We start from the raw sequence: 19873 nt of genomic DNA, 5'->3' as shown, positions 1-19873 counted from the left end.
AATATTGTTATATATGCCCGCACGATGTGACTTACATACATCAAAGGAAACCAAGCATGGCTAATGAACTGCCCCCGATCACCAAGCGTTCCATGTATTTTTGGGTACTACATAAAAATAAACCGCTACAACTAACAATGATTACGATCATTGTCATAACGGTTGGCATGCGACTGGTTCCTATTGAGATGCAGAAACGTATCGTTTCTGACGCAATCCAGCTAAAGAAAATTGACGCCCTCATCTACTATTGCATGATCTACATCTCGGCAGTCTTTCTTGCAGGTTCATTAAAATATGCCATTAATATTCTTCAGGCAAAAGTCGGCGAACGAACACTCTACAGAATCAGAACTCATCTCTACGATCACATTTTAACACTCCCCATGCCGTTCTTCCGCAGAACCTCCCCGGGGCTGGTTGTTTCCACACTGATGGCAGAGTTGCTCCCCATGGCAACTTTTGCAGGCATGGCGATATCTGCCCCACTGGTCAACATCCTTACGTTCCTCGCTTTTGCAGGATACATGCTTTATCTGGACCCTCTTCTGGCAGGGTTATCTATTGCAATTTATCCTGTCGAAATGATGATCATTCCTATCCTTCAGCGTAAATACAACAGTCTTAACAGGCAAAAGACAAATGGTTGGCGAAGGACTAGCAGCATTATTAGTGAATCCATGACCGGCATTCATGAAATCCAAGGAAACTGCGCTTTTTCTCTGGAAGAAAACAAGTTCAAAAAATCTGCACTCTGGCTCTACAACATTACGTACCGCCTGCTTATTGTTAAGTTCGGCATCAAGTTCACAAACAACCTCTTCCAATCCCTTGGCCCATTCTTTCTATTCCTTGTAGGTGGTTATCTCGCCATTCAGGGGAAATTTGAACTCGGCGCTTTGGTTGCTTTCCTTTCAGCCTATGAAAAACTGTATGACCCATGGAAAGAGCTCATGGAGTTTTACCAACTCTATCAGGACTGCGTGGTTCGCTACAAACAGGTCATGGATTACTTTGATATGGCAGCCGAATTCCCTTCCATTCCTGAAGGACGCGATGTGTATAAATTCGAAGGTGATATCAACATCAAGGATTTGTCCTTCACAATAGGAACTAACATCCGCTTACTGGATAACATTGATCTCAACATCAAACCGGGTGAGCATTTAGCGCTTGTTGGATTCTCAGGAAGCGGCAAGTCAACACTGGCCGGTGCTGTGGGACAGATGCTCCGTTACACTGGCGGCAGTGTACAGTTAGACGGACATGAAGTTGGACATATGAGTAAACAGGACATTGCGGAAAACGTAGGGATTGTTGCACAGCATCCGTTCATCTTTGACGGAACAATCTTCAACAACCTTATTTACAGCAGTGAAGCACTCATGCGGCAACGAGGAGATGATGACCCAGAACTTCCAGATCTGGACAGAGTCATTGAAGTTGCGCAACAGGTTGGTCTATTTGTTGACGTGCTCGGTTTTGGTCTGCGAACTACATTAAAAAAAGATACTTCACCAGAGTTGATAGAAAGCCTTATCAGAGCCCGTGAACAATTCCAGCAACTACACGGTGCTCAACTACATAATGATATTGAATTCTTTAATTCTGACAATTACCTGCATTATGCTCCAATAGCAGAAAACATCATCTTTGGTGCTTCAAAAGATGAAGATATCTCTCTGAAAAACCTTCATAAGGTTCCTCAATTTGTTTCTTTCTTAAAAGAGTTCAATTTACTGGCTGAACTTGAGCTTCTCGGCAGCATTATTGCGACCCGAACAATAGAACTCATCCATAACTCACCCGATGAACAAGAACTGCTCCAACGCAGCCCCGTGCCTTCGGATGAACTGCCTGTATACAATAAAATAGTTGAACAATTACAACGCGCGCAGACACCGGAAGAAGGACTTGTCAAACTTGATGAAGAAGGACGTGCCGCACTACTCTATCTGAGTTTGAACTTCACCCTGAGTCAGCACTCCATCGCTTCAATTCCTGAAAAGATCTACAGTTCCATCAGTGAAATCAGAAGCTCATTTAAAACTTACATGGATATCCATCTGCCGGGCACATTCAACACCTATTGCAGAGAAAGCTATGTTCACACTCTGACCATCATGGACAACATAGCTTACGGACACATCAAACTCGACAACGCAGGTGCAGAAGAACGCGTCCAGCAACATATGAATCAGCTTCTAATCCTTGAAGGCGTGCTGGAAACAATTCTTCAGATCGGCCTCGAGCACAACGTCGGTAATATGGGCGAAGACCTTTCTGGCGGGCAACGACAAAAAGTTGCTCTTGCCCGTGCCTTCCTCAAACAGCCGCCGATCTATATCTTCGATGAAGCAACATCAGCGCTGGATAATGCCTCACAGGCACGAATTCAGAACGTTATGGAAAAAATGTTAAAAGGCAAAGCCACCATCCTGTCTGTTGTCCATCGACTGGATACCCTGCCGGGTTATGACAAAGTGGCGGTACTTCGCAGCGGCAAGCTTGTTGAAAAAGGCACCTACGAGGATCTCATGGCTCGCAAAGGCGCTCTTTACGAACTTGTTCATGGCGGTTCATAACCCACAGCAAAATTATCGATTACTTTCAGGAGTACTTATGGATACCAAGCCTAAAGCACCATCATGTGAATATGACCAGAATCTTGATCTGTTACTAAAAACAGATATCTTTTCGAAGGTACCGCTCGAACGCCTGCGTTCATACGCCCTTCTTGTAAAACGTATGAATTATCAGGTTGGCGAACATGTCTTTAACCAAGGTGACTTTGACAACAAAGCGTACTTGCTTATTCAGGGCTCACTTTCCATCTCGCATAGCTATATGGAAAAGCACTCAACGCACGGCACTGTTTCCCAAGGAAAAGTATTCGGCACTCTTGCGCTTATTGCTGATACAGAACGTCTTTTTTCTGTGCAGGCAGTTGTACCGTCAACATGCTTGCTTCTCCCTCGTCCCAAAGCATTAAGCGAACTCGATAAAGATCCTGAAAATGCTAAAATTTTCCTTAAAATCATTACAGACCGCATAAGTCATTGGGAAAAGAACTGCCTTGTTGAAGCAGCAACCATTGAAAGCTGTCCTTGTAAATATGGGGTCAGCCTCATTTAGTATTGGAAAAACATGTCAGGTAGACAAAAGGACAGCGCCGCCCCCTTTTTAGCATTTTTGTCATAAGACACAGTAACAATTCATCATTACATAGGCAGCGCTATATTTTCTATAACTGACGCTGTTATTTTACCTTGCAAACAACATTGGTTGAGTATACAACCCAACTACGCTATCAATGATGGCTACAAATTTCTCTCTGCAGCACCTTCGGGTGCGCTCATTGCCACTCCAGTCTGTCATCGACTAGCCCGCGTTTGACAGACTGTACCGAGAGAACAGCGGTCTTCTCCTCTGTCTTTAAAATATATGCCTGCAACATATATGATATCTCTCGGTCGGCGAACCGACTTGCCCACACCATGTCGGTTCGCCAACCCTTTTTTCCTATTCTTCAGATCATAAAAAAATCCGCATGCAATGCATGCGGATTTTTTTCATTCAATGTCTTTCTATTGCGTTACCGGTTCACTAACGCGCCTTTATGAAGCAAGCTGCGAAGCATGTTTCCTATACGCATCCCAAGTACCTGCACTTTAGATAACGGCTTATGGTCAGCTGAAGAAAGCAACTCACCACCCCGCTCTGCGAGAATTATTCGTGCAGCCAACTCTGTGGCATTTCCGGTAAGCATAGTACACTGCGCAAAATGCTTTGCTGAGTCATCTTTCACATGTCTGGTCAACGTACGGCAGCAGGTAGATTTATGATTCCGCACAAACGCATCGTGCAAATCTTTACCACATTCGCGAGCATGAGCATTGCTTGTTGCAATGCGTCCCTTACCTGTGAACATCCCCACTGATGCAAGTCCACCAGCCAAAGCACCACACATACAACCAGCGGTTCCGACGCCCATGCAGAAAGTTGAACCGAGATTGATTGCCTCTTCTTCAGAAAGAGAACCATCAAACGCTTCGTTCAACGTAACCAGCACAGCTTCAGCACACATCAGCGCACGGGTACTAAAAAGATTCTCCGCACGAAGCTTCAGTTTTTCAACCATTGCTTCTGCTTCAGGAGAAAGCTCAGCATCAACAAGTGACGCTTCTGTGTACTTATTTAACTTCATCTACTGTGTATCCGGCTTCTTTCCATGCTTTAATGCCACCCGGGTGACGGTATACATTTGTGTAGCCAAGTTTACGTGCCCACATGGCACCATTATGAGAGCGGGTGCATTTTACAAAACCGCAGTAAAAAACAAGCATACGATCTTTATCTGCGCCAAGCATGGCTTCAAATTCGGCCTGAGTTTTTCCGCCAGTCTCTTTAGCATCCCAAGTCTTCATATCAGGAATCGGGAATAAAAATTGTTTTGCACCAGGAATATGATTTTTCTTGTAGGAAGCTTCGTAGGGCATTGTATCTACAACAAGTACGTCGCCTTTTGCTAAAGCGCTTTTCAATTCAGCAGTAGACATAACGTTGTAGTCACCGCGCTGAACTTCGTTAGCAAGCTTAATAGCTTTTCCTTCAAGTTCAACTTCTGACTCGCCAAGCCCCATAAAGCCGCTCAACATAAAAACACTTACCAGCAACATACAGCAAACAAAAAACTTACGCACAGCACACTCCGATTAATCTGAATTCAGCGACTACTAAATACGAGCAGTCTGCTTTCTTCGCAATGAAGAGAAAAATAAAAAGCAACAGGCAGCCAATAAGCCTACATCCCGTATGAATGCTTCACGCAATGCACTACCGTCATCATATCCGGAAGGAAGTTCATCTGCAGCAAAGCAACCGCAGTCAGCGATAACAAGTCCTTCATAGATGGCGTATCCTAGCACCACCATAAACGCGACAGTCATAGCTGTAATCATGGATAAGCTACCACGTACATTGAAAATAAGACCTACACCTGCGAAAACTTCAAGAGCAGGAAGGCCAAGCGCAACATGCGGGAGCAACCATAATGGAACTAGACCAAATTCTTCTATGATGAGTGCAAAACCGCGCACATCCCATAACTTTCCGGCACCAGCGTATACAAACACTGCACCAAGAAAAACACGCACAACCAGCACAATCGTTGTACGTTCGAAAATACGTGATGAAATATTATTGAGCACACTCATACTCCTATTTTTATCATCCTGATGTTTTTAATCAAATCGATAATACGCATTGTAATCACACGAACCCATAGAATCTATCTATGATAGCTGTTGAAAGAACAAATGTTCTGCGAACTAATTTTTTTGCAATTTAACCCGCTCAGCAGTATATAAGGGAAATGGCAGAAAAGAGACTACGAGAAGGCTATACAACAGGCTCATCTGCATCGGCTGCTGCCGGTGCGGCGCTTCGTTTATTATTGCTACAGAAAAAAGTTACATCGCTGGAAATAGCCCTTCCCCCGTTTTTACCGGAGAACGGCGCTACAGGTGCACCAAACGCACGGTTAACCGTTCCTGTTAACTCCGTAAAATTGGAAAAAGAGCATGCGGTCGGCACCGTAATAAAAGATGGCGGAGATGATCCTGATGCTACGAACGGGCTGCATATAGAGGCGCATGTCTATTTACTGCCGGACACAGATGATATCATCCTTGAGGGCGGCAAAGGGGTAGGACACGTCACACTGCCCGGATTACCCGTCCCTGCGGGAAACCCAGCTATTAACCCGGAACCCCAAGAACAAATTAAAGCTGCTGCGCGTGAAGCTTGCGCTGACGCTGGATATACAGGCGGTGTTCGAATCGTAATCGTCGTTCCCAAAGGAGAAGAACGGGCAAAAAATACCATGAATGCCCGTCTCGGCATTCTGGGAGGCATTTCAATTCTCGGAACCCGCGGAACAGTGAAACCGTTCAGTCATAGTTCATGGCAGGCAACAATTCTACAAGGGATGGATGTTTCTCTTGCTGCCGGAGCACAATGCATTGGTTTCTCAACAGGCAGACGCAGCGAACGCCTGTTAATGGAAAAACTTCCGGACTGGCTTGAACTTTCCTTTGTACAGGCAGCTGACTTTGTACAATTTTCTCTTGAATCGGCTGCCGATAAAGGGTTTTCCTGCGCTGCATGGTCATGCTTTTTTGGAAAACTCGTTAAATTAGCGCAGGGACATGCTTATACTCACGCAAAAACTGCACCCATTAACTTCGTTCTGCTCGCAAAATGGTGTAGCGAAGCCGGAGTGTCATCTTCCCTCCTTCATGAAATTGAAGGCGCTAATACAGCTCGACAAGTGCTGGACATACTGAAAGATGACCCCAACAAAAATAACGCGCTACGTTATGTGGCAACCATAGCTCGTGATGCAGCAGAAGCATGGGCAAAGCATCGCGTAAAAATTACAGTATATCTTTTTGATTTTGATGGTACTTTGCTTACTGTTGTTTAATCACACTCAATCGTTGCAACCGGAAACCTGCTGGAGAAATTTATGGCTATTCATGTAGTTGGTCTTGGGATTGATCCTGACACGCTTCCAGAAATTCATGAGCAAATTATTACAACTGCGGATGTACTGGTAGGCGGAAAACGCCAACTGGAAGCTTTTGCCGAACTTGAAACAGAAACTATTCCGATAACCGCACCGTTATCAGACGTGTTTACAGCAATGGCTGAACGCTACAATGCCCGCAAAGAAGTAGTTGTCATAGCAGACGGTGACCCGTTATTTTTTGGCATCGGTGACAGAATCATCAAAGAATTCGGTTCGGATAATGTTGTCATCCATCCCAACACAGCCACAGTACAAGCGATAGCTGCGCGTGCCAATGTTTCATGGCAGCACATGCGGATGGTTTCCCTCCATGGACGTAACGATTACACTCCCCTCTACTCAGCATTAATGCAATGTGATCATGTTGTTGTCCTTACTGATGATACAAATATTCCTGCTGTCATTGCCCAAAGGCTGCTGGACAGAGGAATCACATGGTTCCGCATTGGTATTTTTGAAGAAATGGGAACAGATAACGAGCAACTTTCCAAGTGTTCTCTTGAAGAAGCCAGTAATCGCAGTTTTTCCCGACTCAACGCTGTTCTGCTCGAACGTACTGGAAAGCCTGAACAGCAGCTACGCATCGGTATTCCGGATACACTCTTTGCAACAGAGCGAAAACTCATTACGAAACGCCCTGTCCGTTCTGCCTCTCTCGGTGCATTGGAACTTGAACCGCACCACGTCATGTGGGATATCGGCGCAGGTAGCGGTTCTGTCAGCATCGAAGCTGCCCATCTTCTTTCTCATGGAGCAGTCTACGCAGTAGAACGTAAAAGTGAACGGATAGATCTTATCCGCGAAAATCGCGCCCGCTTTGGAGCCATCAACATTGATGTACGACATGGAGATGCTCAAACGGTACTCAACGAATTACCGACACCTGATAGAATTTTCATAGGCGGCGGTCTTGGGTCTGACGCTTCTTTGCTTGCCCCTCTCTGTGAAGCATTACAGGAACACGGCGTGCTCGTTGTAAATTGCACCCTGCTCTCCAGTCTGGAGGCTGCCAAAAACCACTTCAAACATGTTGGCTGGGAATATGATGTAACCATGATTCAGGCATCCACCTCCCGCCCGTTAGCAGATGATATTCGTCTCGACAGCATGAACCCGATTTTTATAATCAGTGCTCGTAAACCTGTGCCTGAAAAAACACCTGATTAAAACAAAAACTATCCACTCGCTGTAACCATTTCCGCACAGAATAAAAACAGTGGAGTACGGGATAGACACGAAATAATTACACGGAAAGATTATGACAACTACTCGTCTTGAATGGAACACAGCTCCTGTCTGGTTTATCGGTGCCGGCCCGGGTGACCCTGAACTCATCACTGTAAAAGGTGCACGAATGATCGCAGAGGCAGACCTCGTCCTCTACGCTGGTTCACTGGTTCCAACAGTCATCATTGAGGGAGCAAAAAAGTCCGCCACAATTATGGACTCTGCCCCGATGAATCTTGAAGAAACACACGCAGCAGTGGTAAAAACTGTCCGCAACGGTGGAACAGTTGCCCGTGTTCATACCGGAGACCCGAGCCTATACGGTGCCATTCGGGAACAAATGCGCCTCTTGGACAAAGAAGATATCGGTTACGGTACTATCCCCGGTGTAACCGCAAGCTTTGCCGCAGCAGCGGCTTCTGCAACGTCGTTAACAGTTCCTGAAGAATCACAGTCTGTAATTATTACTCGTCTTGAGGGACGCACTCCTGTTCCGGAGACGGAAAAGCTGCGGGATATGGCGCGACATCGTTGTGCGATGGCTGTATACCTTTCTGCCGCGCATCCGGAGCGCCTTGTAGAAGAACTTCACGCGGGTGGCCTTGAGGACGACATCGTCGTTGTCATAGCTTACCGTGTGGGCTGGCCGGAACAAAAAATTATCCGCACAACTATCGGCAATCTTTGTGATACGGTTGCGGAACACAATCTTACCCGCCAGACCGTTTTTCTTGTTCTTCCGGGTGAGGACAACCAAGAACATTTTTCGAAACTATATGATGCAGGCTTTCTGCATGGATTCAGAAGCTAATAAACCAACGGGCAGGAATTCCTGCCCGTTTTTTTATTCCATTCCTTTTTCGGAAAAACGGTCAAGAATCACAATCCCCTTCGTGGTAAAGGAGCTCTATGAACACGAAGAAAGCACTCATTCGCGAGCAAATAGCACAATCGAAACGGTATATTGAGGAACACCTCGATGCAACAATCCCCCTCAATGCTCTGGCAAAAGCATGCGGGTATTCACCTTTGTACTTTCACTCTATATTTACGGGAATAGTTGGTGAAGGAGTGAAGGAATACCAGCGCCGTTTACGATTGCAGCGTGCCGCGACGCAACTGCTTTTTTCTGAAACACCGCTCATCGATATTGCTCTGGATGCAGGGTACGAATCGCAGGAAGGCTTTTCCCGCGCATTTAAAAAGCGGTTTTCCTTTTCACCACTCAAATTCAGAAAGTTACAGTCTGATTATAACTTTCTGTCAGGAGGGAATCTCATGGAGTCTTCCATAGATATAATCCAGCCTGAAGTGACAATAAAAGACTGCGATGCCATTACGGTTGCAACAGTCCGTCACACAGGGCCATACGCAGAATGTGAAGCTGCATTCAAAACACTTTGTGCCTGGGCGCGAGAAAATGGACTCTACGGAACATACAGACAAGTTATTGGTGTCTCACATGATGACCCAAGAACAGCACCTGCAGAAACTCTCCGTTATGATGCCTGTATGGAAATTCCAAACGACTTTGATGTAACGGGCGCTGCCAAAAAATACACAATTCAAGGCGGCCGATACGCATGCTGTATTCACAAAGGCTCATACCGGAATATTCCGCAAACGTTTGTGGCAATGCTTGGCAGCTGGTTTCCTGAATCTGGAGAGGAGCTGACAAACACACCGCCCCTTGAGGTATATTTGAACTGCCCTTCTGTTACCCCTGAGCACGATCTGCTTACAGAGTTACGGATTCCGCTAAAGTAACCGCTGACTGTTAAGCGCGATTGCCTCCGGAGGCTTAAGAACCCTTTTAAAAAAGGGCTTCTTAAGAATCTCCTAAAACTTTTATTCAGAATCGGTTCAACATGTAACAACTGCGACAGCGCCCCGATTCCTTCAATAGAAAAAAAGCTGCCTTACTGAGTAAGGCAGCTTTTTTTATTTACTTACATTAGGAAAGAGCGAGCTTAACAATCGTGAGTATAAAACTCTAATTCAGGAGCTTGTGGAATTTCACCAGCTTCTGCGAGACGTTTAAAGAACAAACGCAATCCTTTCTGTTCCTCGTCACCAAGATGGTACACAAGGCTTTGGAAATATTGTGTCAATCCTTCATTATCCATATAGCCTGCCTTTTCAGCAAGCTCGATTACTTCCTGAATATGCTCATATCCCCAATCCTTAGCATTGCGGAAAAGCTCTGCAGGATCTTGCGTAAAACATCCTGCTTCAACAGACTTGCGGGAAACAATCCAGACCCCGAAGATAAACGGCAAGCCCGTCCATTCCCGCCATGCTTCACCAAGATCAAGGCGATACGGATAACGATCATCACTTCTCAATCGAAGTGCCTCATCACCAATACATAACGCTGCCGTCGGCAGTTCATCGCGATCTATATAATCGGAAACAGAACCTGTCTTATATGAGACATCCATTTTAAGGCAATCGCGGAACAGCATCCGAAGCAATGCAGCAGAGGTATGAGACTGTGCCGTTGTCAGAATTTCTTCACCGGCAAGCTCTGATATTGGCTTTTTGCTGATAAGCAATACGCTCATCACGGGCCCAGCACTGCCGATCGCGATATCCGGCAATAAAAAGTACTTCTCAGGGTGTCTTGCATATTCAAATGATGAACACGAAGACACATCAAGTTCTCCGGCTTCCATCTGCTCATTTAACTCAGCGGGAGTTCCGTAAGCTAAATCAAAGTTCTCACCGAGCAATCCGGTTTCTAACGGATGGTAGATCGGGAGTACGTTCAGGTATCGGATACGACCGACACGTAATTTCTTAGCAGCTTTCTGCACGGGTTACGCTTCCTTATCTTCTACCAATGAATAATCCATTGTGCGCTGCTTTGGAGTAAATCCGGCAGCCTCAACAATAGAATGAATTTCTTCACGGGAAAGACGGAATGACGTACCTGCCGCCGCAACGACATTTTCCTCAATCATTAAGGAGCCAAAATCGTTCGCGCCGTAGGAAAGAGAAAGCTGTGCAATCTCAGGTCCCATGGTAACCCATGAAGCCTGAATGTTATCGATGTTATCTAAAACGATACGGGACATAGCAAGCACGCGGAGGTATCCGGCACTTGGTTCAGGGCGGCAAGTAATATTGGTATTACCCGGCTGGAATGTCCAAGGGATAAATGCAGTAAAACCGTTCGTTCTATCTTGCACTTCGCGTACTGCAAATAAATGCTCAATACGATCTTCCGGCTTTTCTTCATGACCGAACATCATTGTCGCAGTAGTATTAAGCCCCTGATAGTGAGCTTCTTCCATAACTGCCAGCCAACGAGTTGCACTGCATTTGTTTGGAGAAACACGCTTACGTACTTCATCCACCAAAATTTCTGCGCCGCCACCCGGAATAGAATCAAGTCCTGCTGCACGAAGACGTGCAATAACGTCCTTCACCAACAGCTTTTCATTTTCTGCAAAAAATACGATTTCAGGCGGAGAAAACGCATGCACATGAATTGACGGATATGTCTGCTTGATCCAGCGGATCATATCTTCATAAAATTCCATTGTCAGGTTCGGGTTATGACCGCCCTGCATAAGAATTTGTGTACCGCCAAGTGCAATGGTTTCTTCAATTTTCTGAGCAAGCTCTTCACGGCTGATTACATAGCCGCCATCAGTGTCTGCTTTTTCCGGTGCAACATAAAAAGCGCAGAAGCGACAAGCGCAGCTACAAATGTTGGAGTAGTTGATATTACGGTCTGCAACATATGTTACAACCCGTTCCGGATGTTTTGCAAAACGAACATTGTTGGCAAGGTACGCAAGCGTGTGCAGGCTGGCTTCACTGTACAAAACATTAGCTTCACCCTGATCAATTCGCTCACCACGAAGAACTTTTTTGGAAACTTCAATTACAGCATCGTTTTCATGAAATGGACTATGAACAAACATGCTATGCCTCCTGCTCTTTGTTAACGGGCTTAAAGAAACTATTACGACGTACCGGATTAAAGCCGGAACGGACAATCATTTCCTCAAGCTGCGGGATCGTCATAGCCTGATCTGACTGTGCTCCTGCATCATGACCGATTTTTTCCTCAACAATGGTTCCATCAAGATCATCAGCACCAAAGTGCAATGCTGCCTGCGCAAGCTTTACGCCAAGCATGACCCAGTAGGCTTTAATATGAGGAATGTTATCCAGCATGAGACGGCAAATTGCGATGGTACGTAATTTATCCAGACCGGTATGCTTGCCTTTTCGCTCTTCCGGCAGTTCAAGCATGCTGTTTTCAGTAAGGAAAGGAAGCGGGATAAAACAGGAGAAGCCGTTGGTTTCATCTTGAAGCCTGCGTAGCTTATCAAGATGATCAAGACGGTCATCAATGGACTCAAGATGACCGAATAACATGGTACAGTTTGATGTAATACCGAGATTATGTGCTTCGCGTGCAACTGTGAGCCATTCTTCACCGGTTGCTTTACGCGGACAGATTTTTTCACGAACTTCAGGAGCAAAAATTTCAGCTCCGCCGCCAGGCATTGCTTCCAGACCGGCAGCTTTCAAACGCTCCAGAACTTCCTGAGTAGAAATTTTTTCCAATTCGGCAAAATGTGCAATTTCAACAGCGGTAAACGCTTTTACAACAATGCCAGGATATGTAGATTTAATGCGTGCAATGGCTTCTTCAAAAAAGCTCAGCGGCAACTTTGGGTGACAGCCGCCGACGATGTGCACTTCATCGTAGGGAAGACCATCTTTGGGATCGAGCTTAGCAACAATTTCATCTACGCTTAGACGAAATGCGCCTTCCTGCTCATCTTCTTCTTTCTGGTAGGCACAGAAAAGGCAGGCATTTACACACACATTTGTGTAATTGACGTGACGGTTAAGGACATAATACGTGGAATCCCCATGCATGCGTGTACGGGCATGATGCGCCAAAGCGCCAAGGGCGTTTATGTCTTCACAGGCAAACAGTTTTCTACCGTCCTCAATGGACAGGCGTTCACCGTTCATAACCTTTTCAAATACGCTGCCCAGTCCAAGATGAGCATAGTAATCAGCATCTAACATAATCACGGTCTCCAGATGTCTACTAAAACAACCACGCACCATGCGCTATTGAAAAACAGTACGTAATACTGTTGTTACCGCAACATGAACAGGCAAACTAAAACGTTTCAATTTACCTAACAATGAATGCACAGTATAAAAAGCATGCGGTAACATTTTGTGTGTGGTCTTCGGCGGGCTGAGTATCTGCTTGCATGCGCGCTATGTCAACCGTAAGAATAACTACAAATAAACCGCACTAAGTGCGTTACCTTTTATAACAACAAACTCCTGTACAATGGAGGTTTTTTATGCAGTTAGAGCTTGGTATTTCCCCGTGTCCCAATGATACATGGATTTTTTACGCATTAGCAAACAACAAAATTCAACATCCTTTCGACATTTCCATGTACATGGCAGACGTAGAAGATTTGAATATCCGTGCACGCAAGGGCGACATCAGTGCAACAAAACTTTCAGTTGCAGCAATGGTAGACAGTCTGGATGACTACATCCTGCTTCGTACCGGCGGAGCACTTGGCAGAGGCTGCGGCCCTGTTATTGTCACCAAGCAGGACACGTGCTTCCAATCAGCACGTGAAGCTGATAAAAAAGTTGCCATACCGGGCAAAATGACAACTGCCAATATGCTGCTTTCCCTTAACAACTCGTTAAAGGGTGAACGCGTGGAAATGCTGTTTGATGAAGTTATGCCGGCTGTACAGAGCGGAGCAGTAGACGCAGGTGTTGTTATTCACGAAGGACGTTTCACCTACGAAAACTTCGGTCTCAAAAAAGTGCTCGACCTTGGTCAATGGTGGGAAAACACCACAAGTCTGCCGCTACCTTTAGGAGCAATCGCAATCCGCCGTGATTTGGGAATGGATGTAGCACGAGATCTTGAAAAAGCTATCCGCGCAAGCCTTTCCTACGTTCAACAACATCCGGATGAAGCCACGGCATACATTAAAGAGCATGCTCAGGAAATGGATGATGCTGTTATAAAAGAACATATCGCAACATTCGTGAATGAATTTTCCATGGAACTCGGAGCTGATGGAGAATACGCTATCCAACTGATGCTCGAAAAAGCGTTCGACATTGCCGGCAAATCAATGCCTGACCTTCCAATATTCGTAACAGACTAACCACATGGTACATGTAACGATGCAGTTATAAAAAACTTGTTACAAAAAAAGGCTGTCCCTCACTTAGGACAGCCTTTTTTGGTATTCACTTAACAACCGTTACAATCAAACAGCTCAGTAATATGCGCCGCAACAACGTACAGTCAAAGGGGGTTCGTTCATAATCAAAAACGTATTATGTATCTTTCTTTGCCACAGCCTGTTGTCCATAAATGCCCATTCCAATGGCAAAAAGAACAAGCGCTACTCCGAATAATCCGTAAGCTCCTGTAGGTCGGTTGAACAAAACAACATCCCATACAAAAGCCAATGCCGGTTGCAGTAACATTAACAAGCCCGCAATGGCAGCCGGCAGGTTAGGCAAGCCTTTAGAAATAAATGCCCACCCGATACCTTGGCAAAACACACCGTAGATAACGAGATAGAACCAGTCACTCACGGTTGGAATAACAAAGGAGTCCCCTGTTACTTCCATGGATATGCCCACACTTACCGCTGTAAGCAACGATATGATTCCCATGTTAGCAAAAAGAGGAAGCTTTTTTTCGGTAGATTGAGATTGACGCAGACAGATGATGTAGCAGGAATAAGATATCGCCGTCAGAATACCGAAAAACAATCCCCACAAAATGTCAGAGGATATTTCATTAATATCCAGTCCGATAAGCAAAAACAGTCCAACAACGGCAAGAGGTAATGCGACAATCAATCGTTTTGAGATAATTTCCTTAAAAAGAATTGCACCAAAAGCCGCTGTTGCAAAGACCTGCAAGTTACCAAGAATCGTTGCCAACCCCGGGCCGACATATCCGATGGCTCTATGCCAGCACTGAAGATCAATAGCGAAAAAAAGTGCCGTCAATATAACAAGACCCCAAATTTTAAGGGGGATTGAATAACTCTCGCGCCTCATAAACGAAAAGATCATCAGCGTAATCCCGCCGAAAAGAACGCGATAAAACGCTGAACTGTCCGGTGAAACACTGGAAAGCCGCACCAGCACCGGAGAAAAACTAATTATCAAGGCACCGAATGGTACCGCGATATACGGCGAAGAAAAAAACGCCTTCAACTGTTGAAGCACTACAACTCCCCTGCCTTCACAAGCGCCTGATGCGCATCCTGTTTCTTGCCGCACGCTTCTAGCGCACGGGCAAGCTGGAGCCATGCTCCTTTAAAGTCCGGTCGCAACGCAGCGGCTTGTCGAGCAAGCACTTCCGCAATTTCCGGATCTTCACCCCCATCCAAATAAAGCCGCGCCATAAGTTCCAACGCTACTGCGTCCTGTGGATTATACAGCAATGCCTGATGCAGATGTTCACGGGCTTTATCCGGATCACCCTCTTTCATGCACAGCCTTGCAAAGTTACGCTCCACAAGCGGCTTGTTTTCTTCCAATTCACGCGCCCGCTCAAAGAAAGTACGAGCTGTTTTAAAGTCGTTCTCCATTTCATTCACCTGCCCGAGGCGAATAAGGGAGAAAAAGTGTTTCTCATCCTGATGAAGACATGTGTCGTAATAGGTACGTGCAGCGGAAAAATTACCAAGAGTCTGTGAGATGTGGCCTAGATTGTATAGTGCCATTACATCGTCTTCATCTCTTGCCAGTGCTCCTTCAAAATGCTTTCGGGCTTCTTCAGAACGTCCCAGTCCAGCATAACACACACCAAGAGAATTCCACGCCATGGTGTTGTCTTCATCTGCCAGCAAGGCTCGCTTATACTCTTCGATAGCTCCAAAGGAATCATTTTTGGAGTACAACTTATCCGCACTGATATTTAACGCAAGAGAATCCAAAATACCTACACGAGGAGCAGGAAGGAGCATTGCATATTCAAGTGCTTTCAAACAGCACTCCAAAGCATCTCCTTTGCGATAATCCAAGTACGGATAACAAAAAACTCCCACCGCTGCTTCAATCCCTAAATTCGTCAACAACCGCTCGCAGAGCTCGTTGAATAGAATCTGAACAAACTCCGGCTTTCCTTCTGGAGAAAAACAAATCAGCGAATTAAGTCCATATCTGCCGCCGATCATATCGGTTCCTAAAATGTCACGGCATTGCTGAGTTGCTTCGGCAAGAATCTGCTCTCCTGCTCCACCATCCACATGCGGCATACGGGAGAGTCTAATCAACGCAAGGGCGAAGGAATCAGTTTCTTCACGCTCTTTCGTAAATCTGGCAATAAAATCTCTGTGCTTATATAGTCCTGTTAACGGATCAAGCTGTTCTGCCTCGCCATCTTTTTCAACCGTTACCCCAACACCCTTTTCTTCAGGAAGCAACTTAATCGCATCCGTCGGCTCAACCGCCCATGTAGGGTCACCCATATGCATAATTTCTGCTATGGAACTCGTTTCGCGAACTTCCATCAGCACGAGCTCACCTTTATACAATGGGTGTCTGTTAATTAAAGAGTCAGCCGGCACACCGCTCGCATATGTCGAGTCATAATGACATGACCACACTGAGAAGCGCTGTCCTTCGCGTGCGCCCATCGCCATCCCTACATCTACAACAACACGGCTTACCGGCAATACCTCACGGACAGTCCCTCCTTCATGCAGAAGGCGATTGAAGCCAAGCACATGAGGAATCGTTAACGTCTCCCCAAGACGTTTTGCAACTCCGGCACCGATACGTGCCTTTCGGAGAAGCAAACGGCTTTGCTCCTTGCTGTTCAGCTCAAACTGAGCACCTTCAAAATCTTGAGGAAAAGCAGCATAGCCTGCGGCAATGTCGACACCGACGCGGTGTTCTGTAATGTCATGTACCTTCTGGATTGAGCGCAGAGTGCGGACAGCTTCAGCGGCAATTTTGCGACAGGCACTTGATGTTCCGGCAGGAACAAGGATAGCGTATTCATAGACGGCGCTGTTACACACAAGCGCCTGTTCCGGAGCTACGGATGCCAGTGCATCTGCAAACTGAACTGAAAGATCTTCCGCAAAAAGATGTCCAAATTCTGTTTCAACAGATCGTAAGCCAGAAAGATCTAATAAAACGACACCCACTGAAGCGCGATATTCTTCACTCCCCGCTGTACGTCGCTCACCGGAGAGATGAAACCCTTCACGAATCATGCATAATTCACGGTTCGCAGCATGATGCAAGTAATCACGTGAGAATAACCCGTTCTGTGCATTTGTTATGCTGGATTTAATCCCCTGTATTTTTTCAAGAGCTAACGTTGCAACAGCAGGAAGTATGGCAACAAGAGTCTTAGGCGCACGAATGGTGACACCTCTGGCAACAAATTGCCCGTAGAATTTGTTGTTCATTACAAGAGGAAGCAAAAGTTTTTTTTCTTTTGCATCCCATACAGCTTCCAAGCTTTGTATTTTACGTGGAAAGTACAGACTGTATGATGAATAATTGATAATAGATTTAATCGATTCTGCGAGCAGATGCTCATAGGTTATGAGGTCATATCTGCTTAACTGTGTCCGCTCTGAATTCAGAATATCTATTTGCGCTTTCATAACCATTTTTTATACATAGGTTACACCACAAAGCAAAGTGTCGCTTCCATTTCGCCATAATTTTCAAAGGCCGGAACCGGCAACCATGACACCCATGATTTGTGGTATTAAATAAAAAAACACGCTACCAGAATAAAAACACATCGTAACAACCTCTAGTATAACATAAAAATGAGGAGACACTCATGTCCAACCCTGTTCTTGATGCTTTACAAGAGCGCCGCAGCATACGTAAATATACTGACCGCGAAGTAACCCGTGAAGAAATTACAGCCATGCTGGAAGCAGGCCGCTGGGCACCGAGCGGAAAAAACAATCAGCCGTTCCGTTTTATTGCACTGCGTCGCAACGACCCGCGCATGGACGCATTGGCAGATTGCACGATTTACTCACATATCGTACACAATGCAGCTCTGATGATCGGTGTCTTCCTCGACAAGGAATGCCTTTATCATGAACTGAAAGATCATCAGTCTGCTGGCGGTTGTGTCCAGAACATCATGCTTGCGGCACACTCTCTCGGTCTCGGCTCTGTATGGCTGGGACAAATGATGAACAATGCCGAACAAGTGCTTGATGTGCTGTCCTTAGATTCTGATAAATATGAATTCATCACGTTTATCGCCATCGGCGAACCTGCACAGGAAGGAACTTCCTCACGCAAGCCGCTGGAAGATATTATGCTGGAGCAATTTTAATGCAAGTAAAAACATTTCCTTTAGGCCCGCTTGAAACAAATTGCTATGTTCTTTTCCATGAGGGAAAAGCTATTGCAGTTGATCCAGGCGGTGAACCGACTGCTGTTATCGATTTTCTGAAAGAAGAAAACCTTACTCTTACACATATTCTTGTTACTCACTTCCACTTTGATCATTTATACGGCATCAAAGATCTACAAGAAGCAACAGATGCAGCAGTTATTGCAGGAACTGAAGATGTGTTCCTTCTCGACTCCGAAGTTGGACAGGGCGGCATGTGGGGATTCCCTAAGGTTCCTCCATTCACCTTTACCTCTATCGAAGAAGGCGACCACACATTTATGGATCTGGACTGTAAAGTTTTTGCAACTCCTGGGCACTCTCCAGGCAGTCTTTCTTTCTTCTTCCCTGCTGCACAGGCAGTTTTCGTGGGTGACCTCCTCTTCTACCGTGCCATTGGCCGAACAGACCTTCCCGGTGGAGATTTCGATGTACTGAAAAAATCTGTAACAGAAAAAATCTTCGCACTACCACCGGAAACTGTAGTATATTCAGGACACGGTCCACAGTCTTCCGTAAAAGATGAACAGATTAACAACCCGTATTTTTCTGATTTCCAGCGCTAATACCAGTTGTTCAGGCATCATTTGGTGCCTGAACAACTTCTCTTACAGCCTGTGAAACTGTAAAAAATGCACACCCCCATCAACGGTATATACTCAGAGCGAGTCTACACCAGAAGAACTACGGGCAAGTATCCAGCAGGAGTTAGGTATGACAACACCCCCTGAAGCCATCGATACCGCAGTAGCCGACCTTCGCAATGCATGCTGAGGTCTTGGACTCGAGATAAGTTTTTATCTCGGCTTTCAGAAGAAAGACAAAGTCCTTCTTCTGCTTCCGGCAAAGGCACATGCTCCTTTAGAGTATGCGCTGGGGAAATACCCGCAATGGAACTGTGAAATTCAGACAGATGATGAAACAGAGCTTTCGGCTCTGTGCAAGCGTGTTGCAAAAAAATAATCTGCAACAGCCCAGGGAGGAATCATGAACGCACCGCACTCCTTTGCAGATGCACTCCAAATTTTAGCATGCAGCGCCCGAAAAAACGGGAACTCAGACCATGCGGCACAACTCTTTGCCCAAGGGTACGAAGCTGCAGGCGGCAAGACACACACACGTTTCATGCGGGATTACACCATACGACACTGTACAGCCTGTGAAGCATGCGCAATTCCCGGTAGTACGTCTTGCGTTCAAGAAAAAAAGGATGACAGTCTTGAACTGTATTCAATGCTCACTCAAGCACCGGCATTGTTTTTTAGTTCACCAATTTACTTCTACCACCTTCCATCTATCTTTAAAACGTTTATAGATCGCTGCCAATGTTTCTGGTTTCGAGAATTCAACCGCGACCCGTTTATGCTTTCACTTCCAAAAAGGAAGGCATATATTTGTCTCGTTGCTGCCCGCCCTGTCGGTGAACAGCTTTTTACTGGCTCTTTGCTGACGCTTAAGTATTTCCTTTCACCGTTCAATATCCATCTGGCAGAACCGTTACTTATATACGGCAAAGACGGCCCAGACGAACTTGCCGGTGATCCAGAAACGAAAGTGCGTCTCTTGGAGTACGGTAAAGCTGCATATGCCGATACTGTTCCGCTTTACTCAACGAAAAAATAGTGCAC

Annotated in this window: 18 protein-coding genes; 10 read left to right on the top strand and 8 right to left on the bottom strand. The window is 45.7% G+C overall.

Annotated elements, in window-relative coordinates:
• Positions 1-56: 56 nt before the first annotated feature.
• Together QZY95_RS06645 and QZY95_RS06640 are read left to right on the top strand one after the other, a co-directional pair.
• The gene (locus tag QZY95_RS06645) at positions 57-2585 is read left to right on the top strand and encodes an ABC transporter ATP-binding protein/permease (RefSeq protein ID WP_290920954.1); all 2529 of its coding nucleotides are present in this window, start codon (positions 57-59) and stop codon (positions 2583-2585) included.
• Between the two features lie 37 nt (positions 2586-2622).
• Positions 2623-3135 carry a Crp/Fnr family transcriptional regulator gene (locus tag QZY95_RS06640; RefSeq protein ID WP_290920950.1) on the top strand — a complete coding sequence of 171 codons (513 nt, stop codon included), beginning with the start codon at positions 2623-2625 and terminating at the stop codon, positions 3133-3135.
• Positions 3136-3595: 460 nt separating this feature from the next.
• Here QZY95_RS06640 and QZY95_RS06635 read toward each other — a convergent pair whose 3' ends face one another.
• The 3 genes from QZY95_RS06635 to QZY95_RS06625 are packed head-to-tail and all read right to left on the bottom strand — an operon-like array spanning position 3596 to position 5210.
• Positions 3596-4207 (bottom strand): C-GCAxxG-C-C family (seleno)protein, encoded by a 612-nt coding sequence (locus QZY95_RS06635; protein WP_290920947.1) that lies wholly within the window; start codon positions 4205-4207, stop codon positions 3596-3598.
• Positions 4194-4679, bottom strand: coding sequence for a rhodanese-like domain-containing protein (locus QZY95_RS06630; RefSeq protein WP_290921201.1), 486 nt, complete (start codon positions 4677-4679; stop codon positions 4194-4196). Before QZY95_RS06630 ends, QZY95_RS06635 begins: the two co-directional genes overlap by 14 nt.
• Before the next feature lie 57 nt (positions 4680-4736).
• A complete protein-coding gene (locus QZY95_RS06625) occupies positions 4737-5210 on the bottom strand; it encodes a MauE/DoxX family redox-associated membrane protein (RefSeq protein WP_290920944.1) in 474 nt (157 codons plus the stop codon).
• Between the two features lie 164 nt (positions 5211-5374).
• On the opposite strand from QZY95_RS06625, the gene cbiD reads away from it, so the two are divergent.
• From cbiD to QZY95_RS06605, 4 genes are all read left to right on the top strand, one after another.
• Positions 5375-6487 (top strand): cobalt-precorrin-5B (C(1))-methyltransferase CbiD, encoded by a 1113-nt coding sequence (cbiD, locus tag QZY95_RS06620; RefSeq protein ID WP_290920941.1) that lies wholly within the window; start codon positions 5375-5377, stop codon positions 6485-6487.
• Positions 6488-6529: 42 nt separating this feature from the next.
• Positions 6530-7759, top strand: a complete 1230-nt coding sequence (cbiE, locus tag QZY95_RS06615; RefSeq protein ID WP_290920938.1) for a precorrin-6y C5,15-methyltransferase (decarboxylating) subunit CbiE — start codon at positions 6530-6532, stop codon at positions 7757-7759.
• 91 nt (positions 7760-7850) lie between these two features.
• On the top strand, positions 7851-8630 hold the full coding sequence (gene cobM / locus QZY95_RS06610; protein WP_290920935.1) for a precorrin-4 C(11)-methyltransferase: 780 nt from the start codon (positions 7851-7853) through the stop codon (positions 8628-8630).
• Positions 8631-8728: 98 nt separating this feature from the next.
• The gene (locus QZY95_RS06605; protein ID WP_290920932.1) at positions 8729-9586 is read left to right on the top strand and encodes an AraC family transcriptional regulator; all 858 of its coding nucleotides are present in this window, start codon (positions 8729-8731) and stop codon (positions 9584-9586) included.
• Positions 9587-9789: 203 nt separating this feature from the next.
• Here the strand turns inward: QZY95_RS06605 and QZY95_RS06600 are convergent, their stop codons facing one another.
• From QZY95_RS06600 to mqnE, 3 genes are read right to left on the bottom strand one after another with little or no spacing between them, the layout of a single operon-like run.
• The gene (locus tag QZY95_RS06600) at positions 9790-10635 is read right to left on the bottom strand and encodes a menaquinone biosynthesis protein (protein ID WP_290920927.1); all 846 of its coding nucleotides are present in this window, start codon (positions 10633-10635) and stop codon (positions 9790-9792) included.
• 3 nt (positions 10636-10638) lie between these two features.
• A complete protein-coding gene (mqnC, locus tag QZY95_RS06595) occupies positions 10639-11751 on the bottom strand; it encodes a cyclic dehypoxanthinyl futalosine synthase (protein WP_290920924.1) in 1113 nt (370 codons plus the stop codon).
• Between the two features lies 1 nt (position 11752).
• Positions 11753-12877, bottom strand: a complete 1125-nt coding sequence (gene mqnE, locus QZY95_RS06590) for an aminofutalosine synthase MqnE (protein ID WP_290920921.1) — start codon at positions 12875-12877, stop codon at positions 11753-11755.
• A gap of 290 nt (positions 12878-13167) precedes the next feature.
• Between mqnE and QZY95_RS06585 the strand changes: the two genes are divergently transcribed.
• Positions 13168-14004 carry a 1,4-dihydroxy-6-naphthoate synthase gene (locus QZY95_RS06585; RefSeq protein WP_290920918.1) on the top strand — a complete coding sequence of 279 codons (837 nt, stop codon included), beginning with the start codon at positions 13168-13170 and terminating at the stop codon, positions 14002-14004.
• Between the two features lie 175 nt (positions 14005-14179).
• On the opposite strand, the gene QZY95_RS06580 is transcribed toward QZY95_RS06585, so the two are convergent.
• Both QZY95_RS06580 and QZY95_RS06575 read right to left on the bottom strand, forming a co-directional pair.
• Positions 14180-15088 carry a DMT family transporter gene (locus QZY95_RS06580; protein WP_290920915.1) on the bottom strand — a complete coding sequence of 303 codons (909 nt, stop codon included), beginning with the start codon at positions 15086-15088 and terminating at the stop codon, positions 14180-14182.
• Positions 15088-17487 (bottom strand): tetratricopeptide repeat protein, encoded by a 2400-nt coding sequence (locus QZY95_RS06575; RefSeq protein ID WP_290920911.1) that lies wholly within the window; start codon positions 17485-17487, stop codon positions 15088-15090. The genes QZY95_RS06580 and QZY95_RS06575 overlap by 1 nt, the downstream gene beginning before the upstream one ends.
• 185 nt (positions 17488-17672) lie before the next feature.
• Here QZY95_RS06575 and QZY95_RS06570 point away from each other — a divergent pair, with 185 nt between their 5' ends.
• The 3 genes from QZY95_RS06570 (at position 17673) to QZY95_RS06560 (ending at position 19868) form a co-directional block, all read left to right on the top strand.
• Positions 17673-18185 carry a nitroreductase gene (locus tag QZY95_RS06570; RefSeq protein ID WP_290920908.1) on the top strand — a complete coding sequence of 171 codons (513 nt, stop codon included), beginning with the start codon at positions 17673-17675 and terminating at the stop codon, positions 18183-18185.
• Complete coding sequence (locus QZY95_RS06565) at positions 18185-18811, top strand: MBL fold metallo-hydrolase (protein ID WP_290920905.1); 627 nt, start codon at positions 18185-18187, stop codon at positions 18809-18811. The genes QZY95_RS06570 and QZY95_RS06565 overlap by 1 nt, the downstream gene beginning before the upstream one ends.
• A gap of 421 nt (positions 18812-19232) precedes the next feature.
• Positions 19233-19868 (top strand): flavodoxin family protein, encoded by a 636-nt coding sequence (locus tag QZY95_RS06560; RefSeq protein WP_290920902.1) that lies wholly within the window; start codon positions 19233-19235, stop codon positions 19866-19868.
• Positions 19869-19873: the final 5 nt, after the last annotated feature.

It is taken from the genome of Halodesulfovibrio sp., assembly GCF_015482765.1.
Taxonomy (GTDB): domain Bacteria; phylum Desulfobacterota; class Desulfovibrionia; order Desulfovibrionales; family Desulfovibrionaceae; genus Halodesulfovibrio.
Note: the sequence above shows the minus strand (reverse complement) of the source record. Positions and strands in the feature narration are given on the sequence as shown.

Coding starts and splice junctions, on each gene's coding strand:
- QZY95_RS06560 (WP_290920902.1), top strand. CDS start 19,233: ATGAACGCACCGCACTCCTTTGCAGATGCACTCCAAATTTTAGCATGC.
- QZY95_RS06635 (WP_290920947.1), bottom strand. CDS start 4,207: ATGAAGTTAAATAAGTACACAGAAGCGTCACTTGTTGATGCTGAGCTT.
- cobM (WP_290920935.1), top strand. CDS start 7,851: ATGACAACTACTCGTCTTGAATGGAACACAGCTCCTGTCTGGTTTATC.
- QZY95_RS06640 (WP_290920950.1), top strand. CDS start 2,623: ATGGATACCAAGCCTAAAGCACCATCATGTGAATATGACCAGAATCTT.
- mqnE (WP_290920921.1), bottom strand. CDS start 12,877: ATGTTAGATGCTGATTACTATGCTCATCTTGGACTGGGCAGCGTATTT.
- QZY95_RS06645 (WP_290920954.1), top strand. CDS start 57: ATGGCTAATGAACTGCCCCCGATCACCAAGCGTTCCATGTATTTTTGG.
- QZY95_RS06565 (WP_290920905.1), top strand. CDS start 18,185: ATGCAAGTAAAAACATTTCCTTTAGGCCCGCTTGAAACAAATTGCTAT.
- QZY95_RS06575 (WP_290920911.1), bottom strand. CDS start 17,487: ATGAAAGCGCAAATAGATATTCTGAATTCAGAGCGGACACAGTTAAGC.
- QZY95_RS06630 (WP_290921201.1), bottom strand. CDS start 4,679: ATGTTGCTGGTAAGTGTTTTTATGTTGAGCGGCTTTATGGGGCTTGGC.
- QZY95_RS06585 (WP_290920918.1), top strand. CDS start 13,168: ATGCAGTTAGAGCTTGGTATTTCCCCGTGTCCCAATGATACATGGATT.
- QZY95_RS06605 (WP_290920932.1), top strand. CDS start 8,729: ATGAACACGAAGAAAGCACTCATTCGCGAGCAAATAGCACAATCGAAA.
- cbiD (WP_290920941.1), top strand. CDS start 5,375: ATGGCAGAAAAGAGACTACGAGAAGGCTATACAACAGGCTCATCTGCA.
- QZY95_RS06570 (WP_290920908.1), top strand. CDS start 17,673: ATGTCCAACCCTGTTCTTGATGCTTTACAAGAGCGCCGCAGCATACGT.
- mqnC (WP_290920924.1), bottom strand. CDS start 11,751: ATGTTTGTTCATAGTCCATTTCATGAAAACGATGCTGTAATTGAAGTT.
- cbiE (WP_290920938.1), top strand. CDS start 6,530: ATGGCTATTCATGTAGTTGGTCTTGGGATTGATCCTGACACGCTTCCA.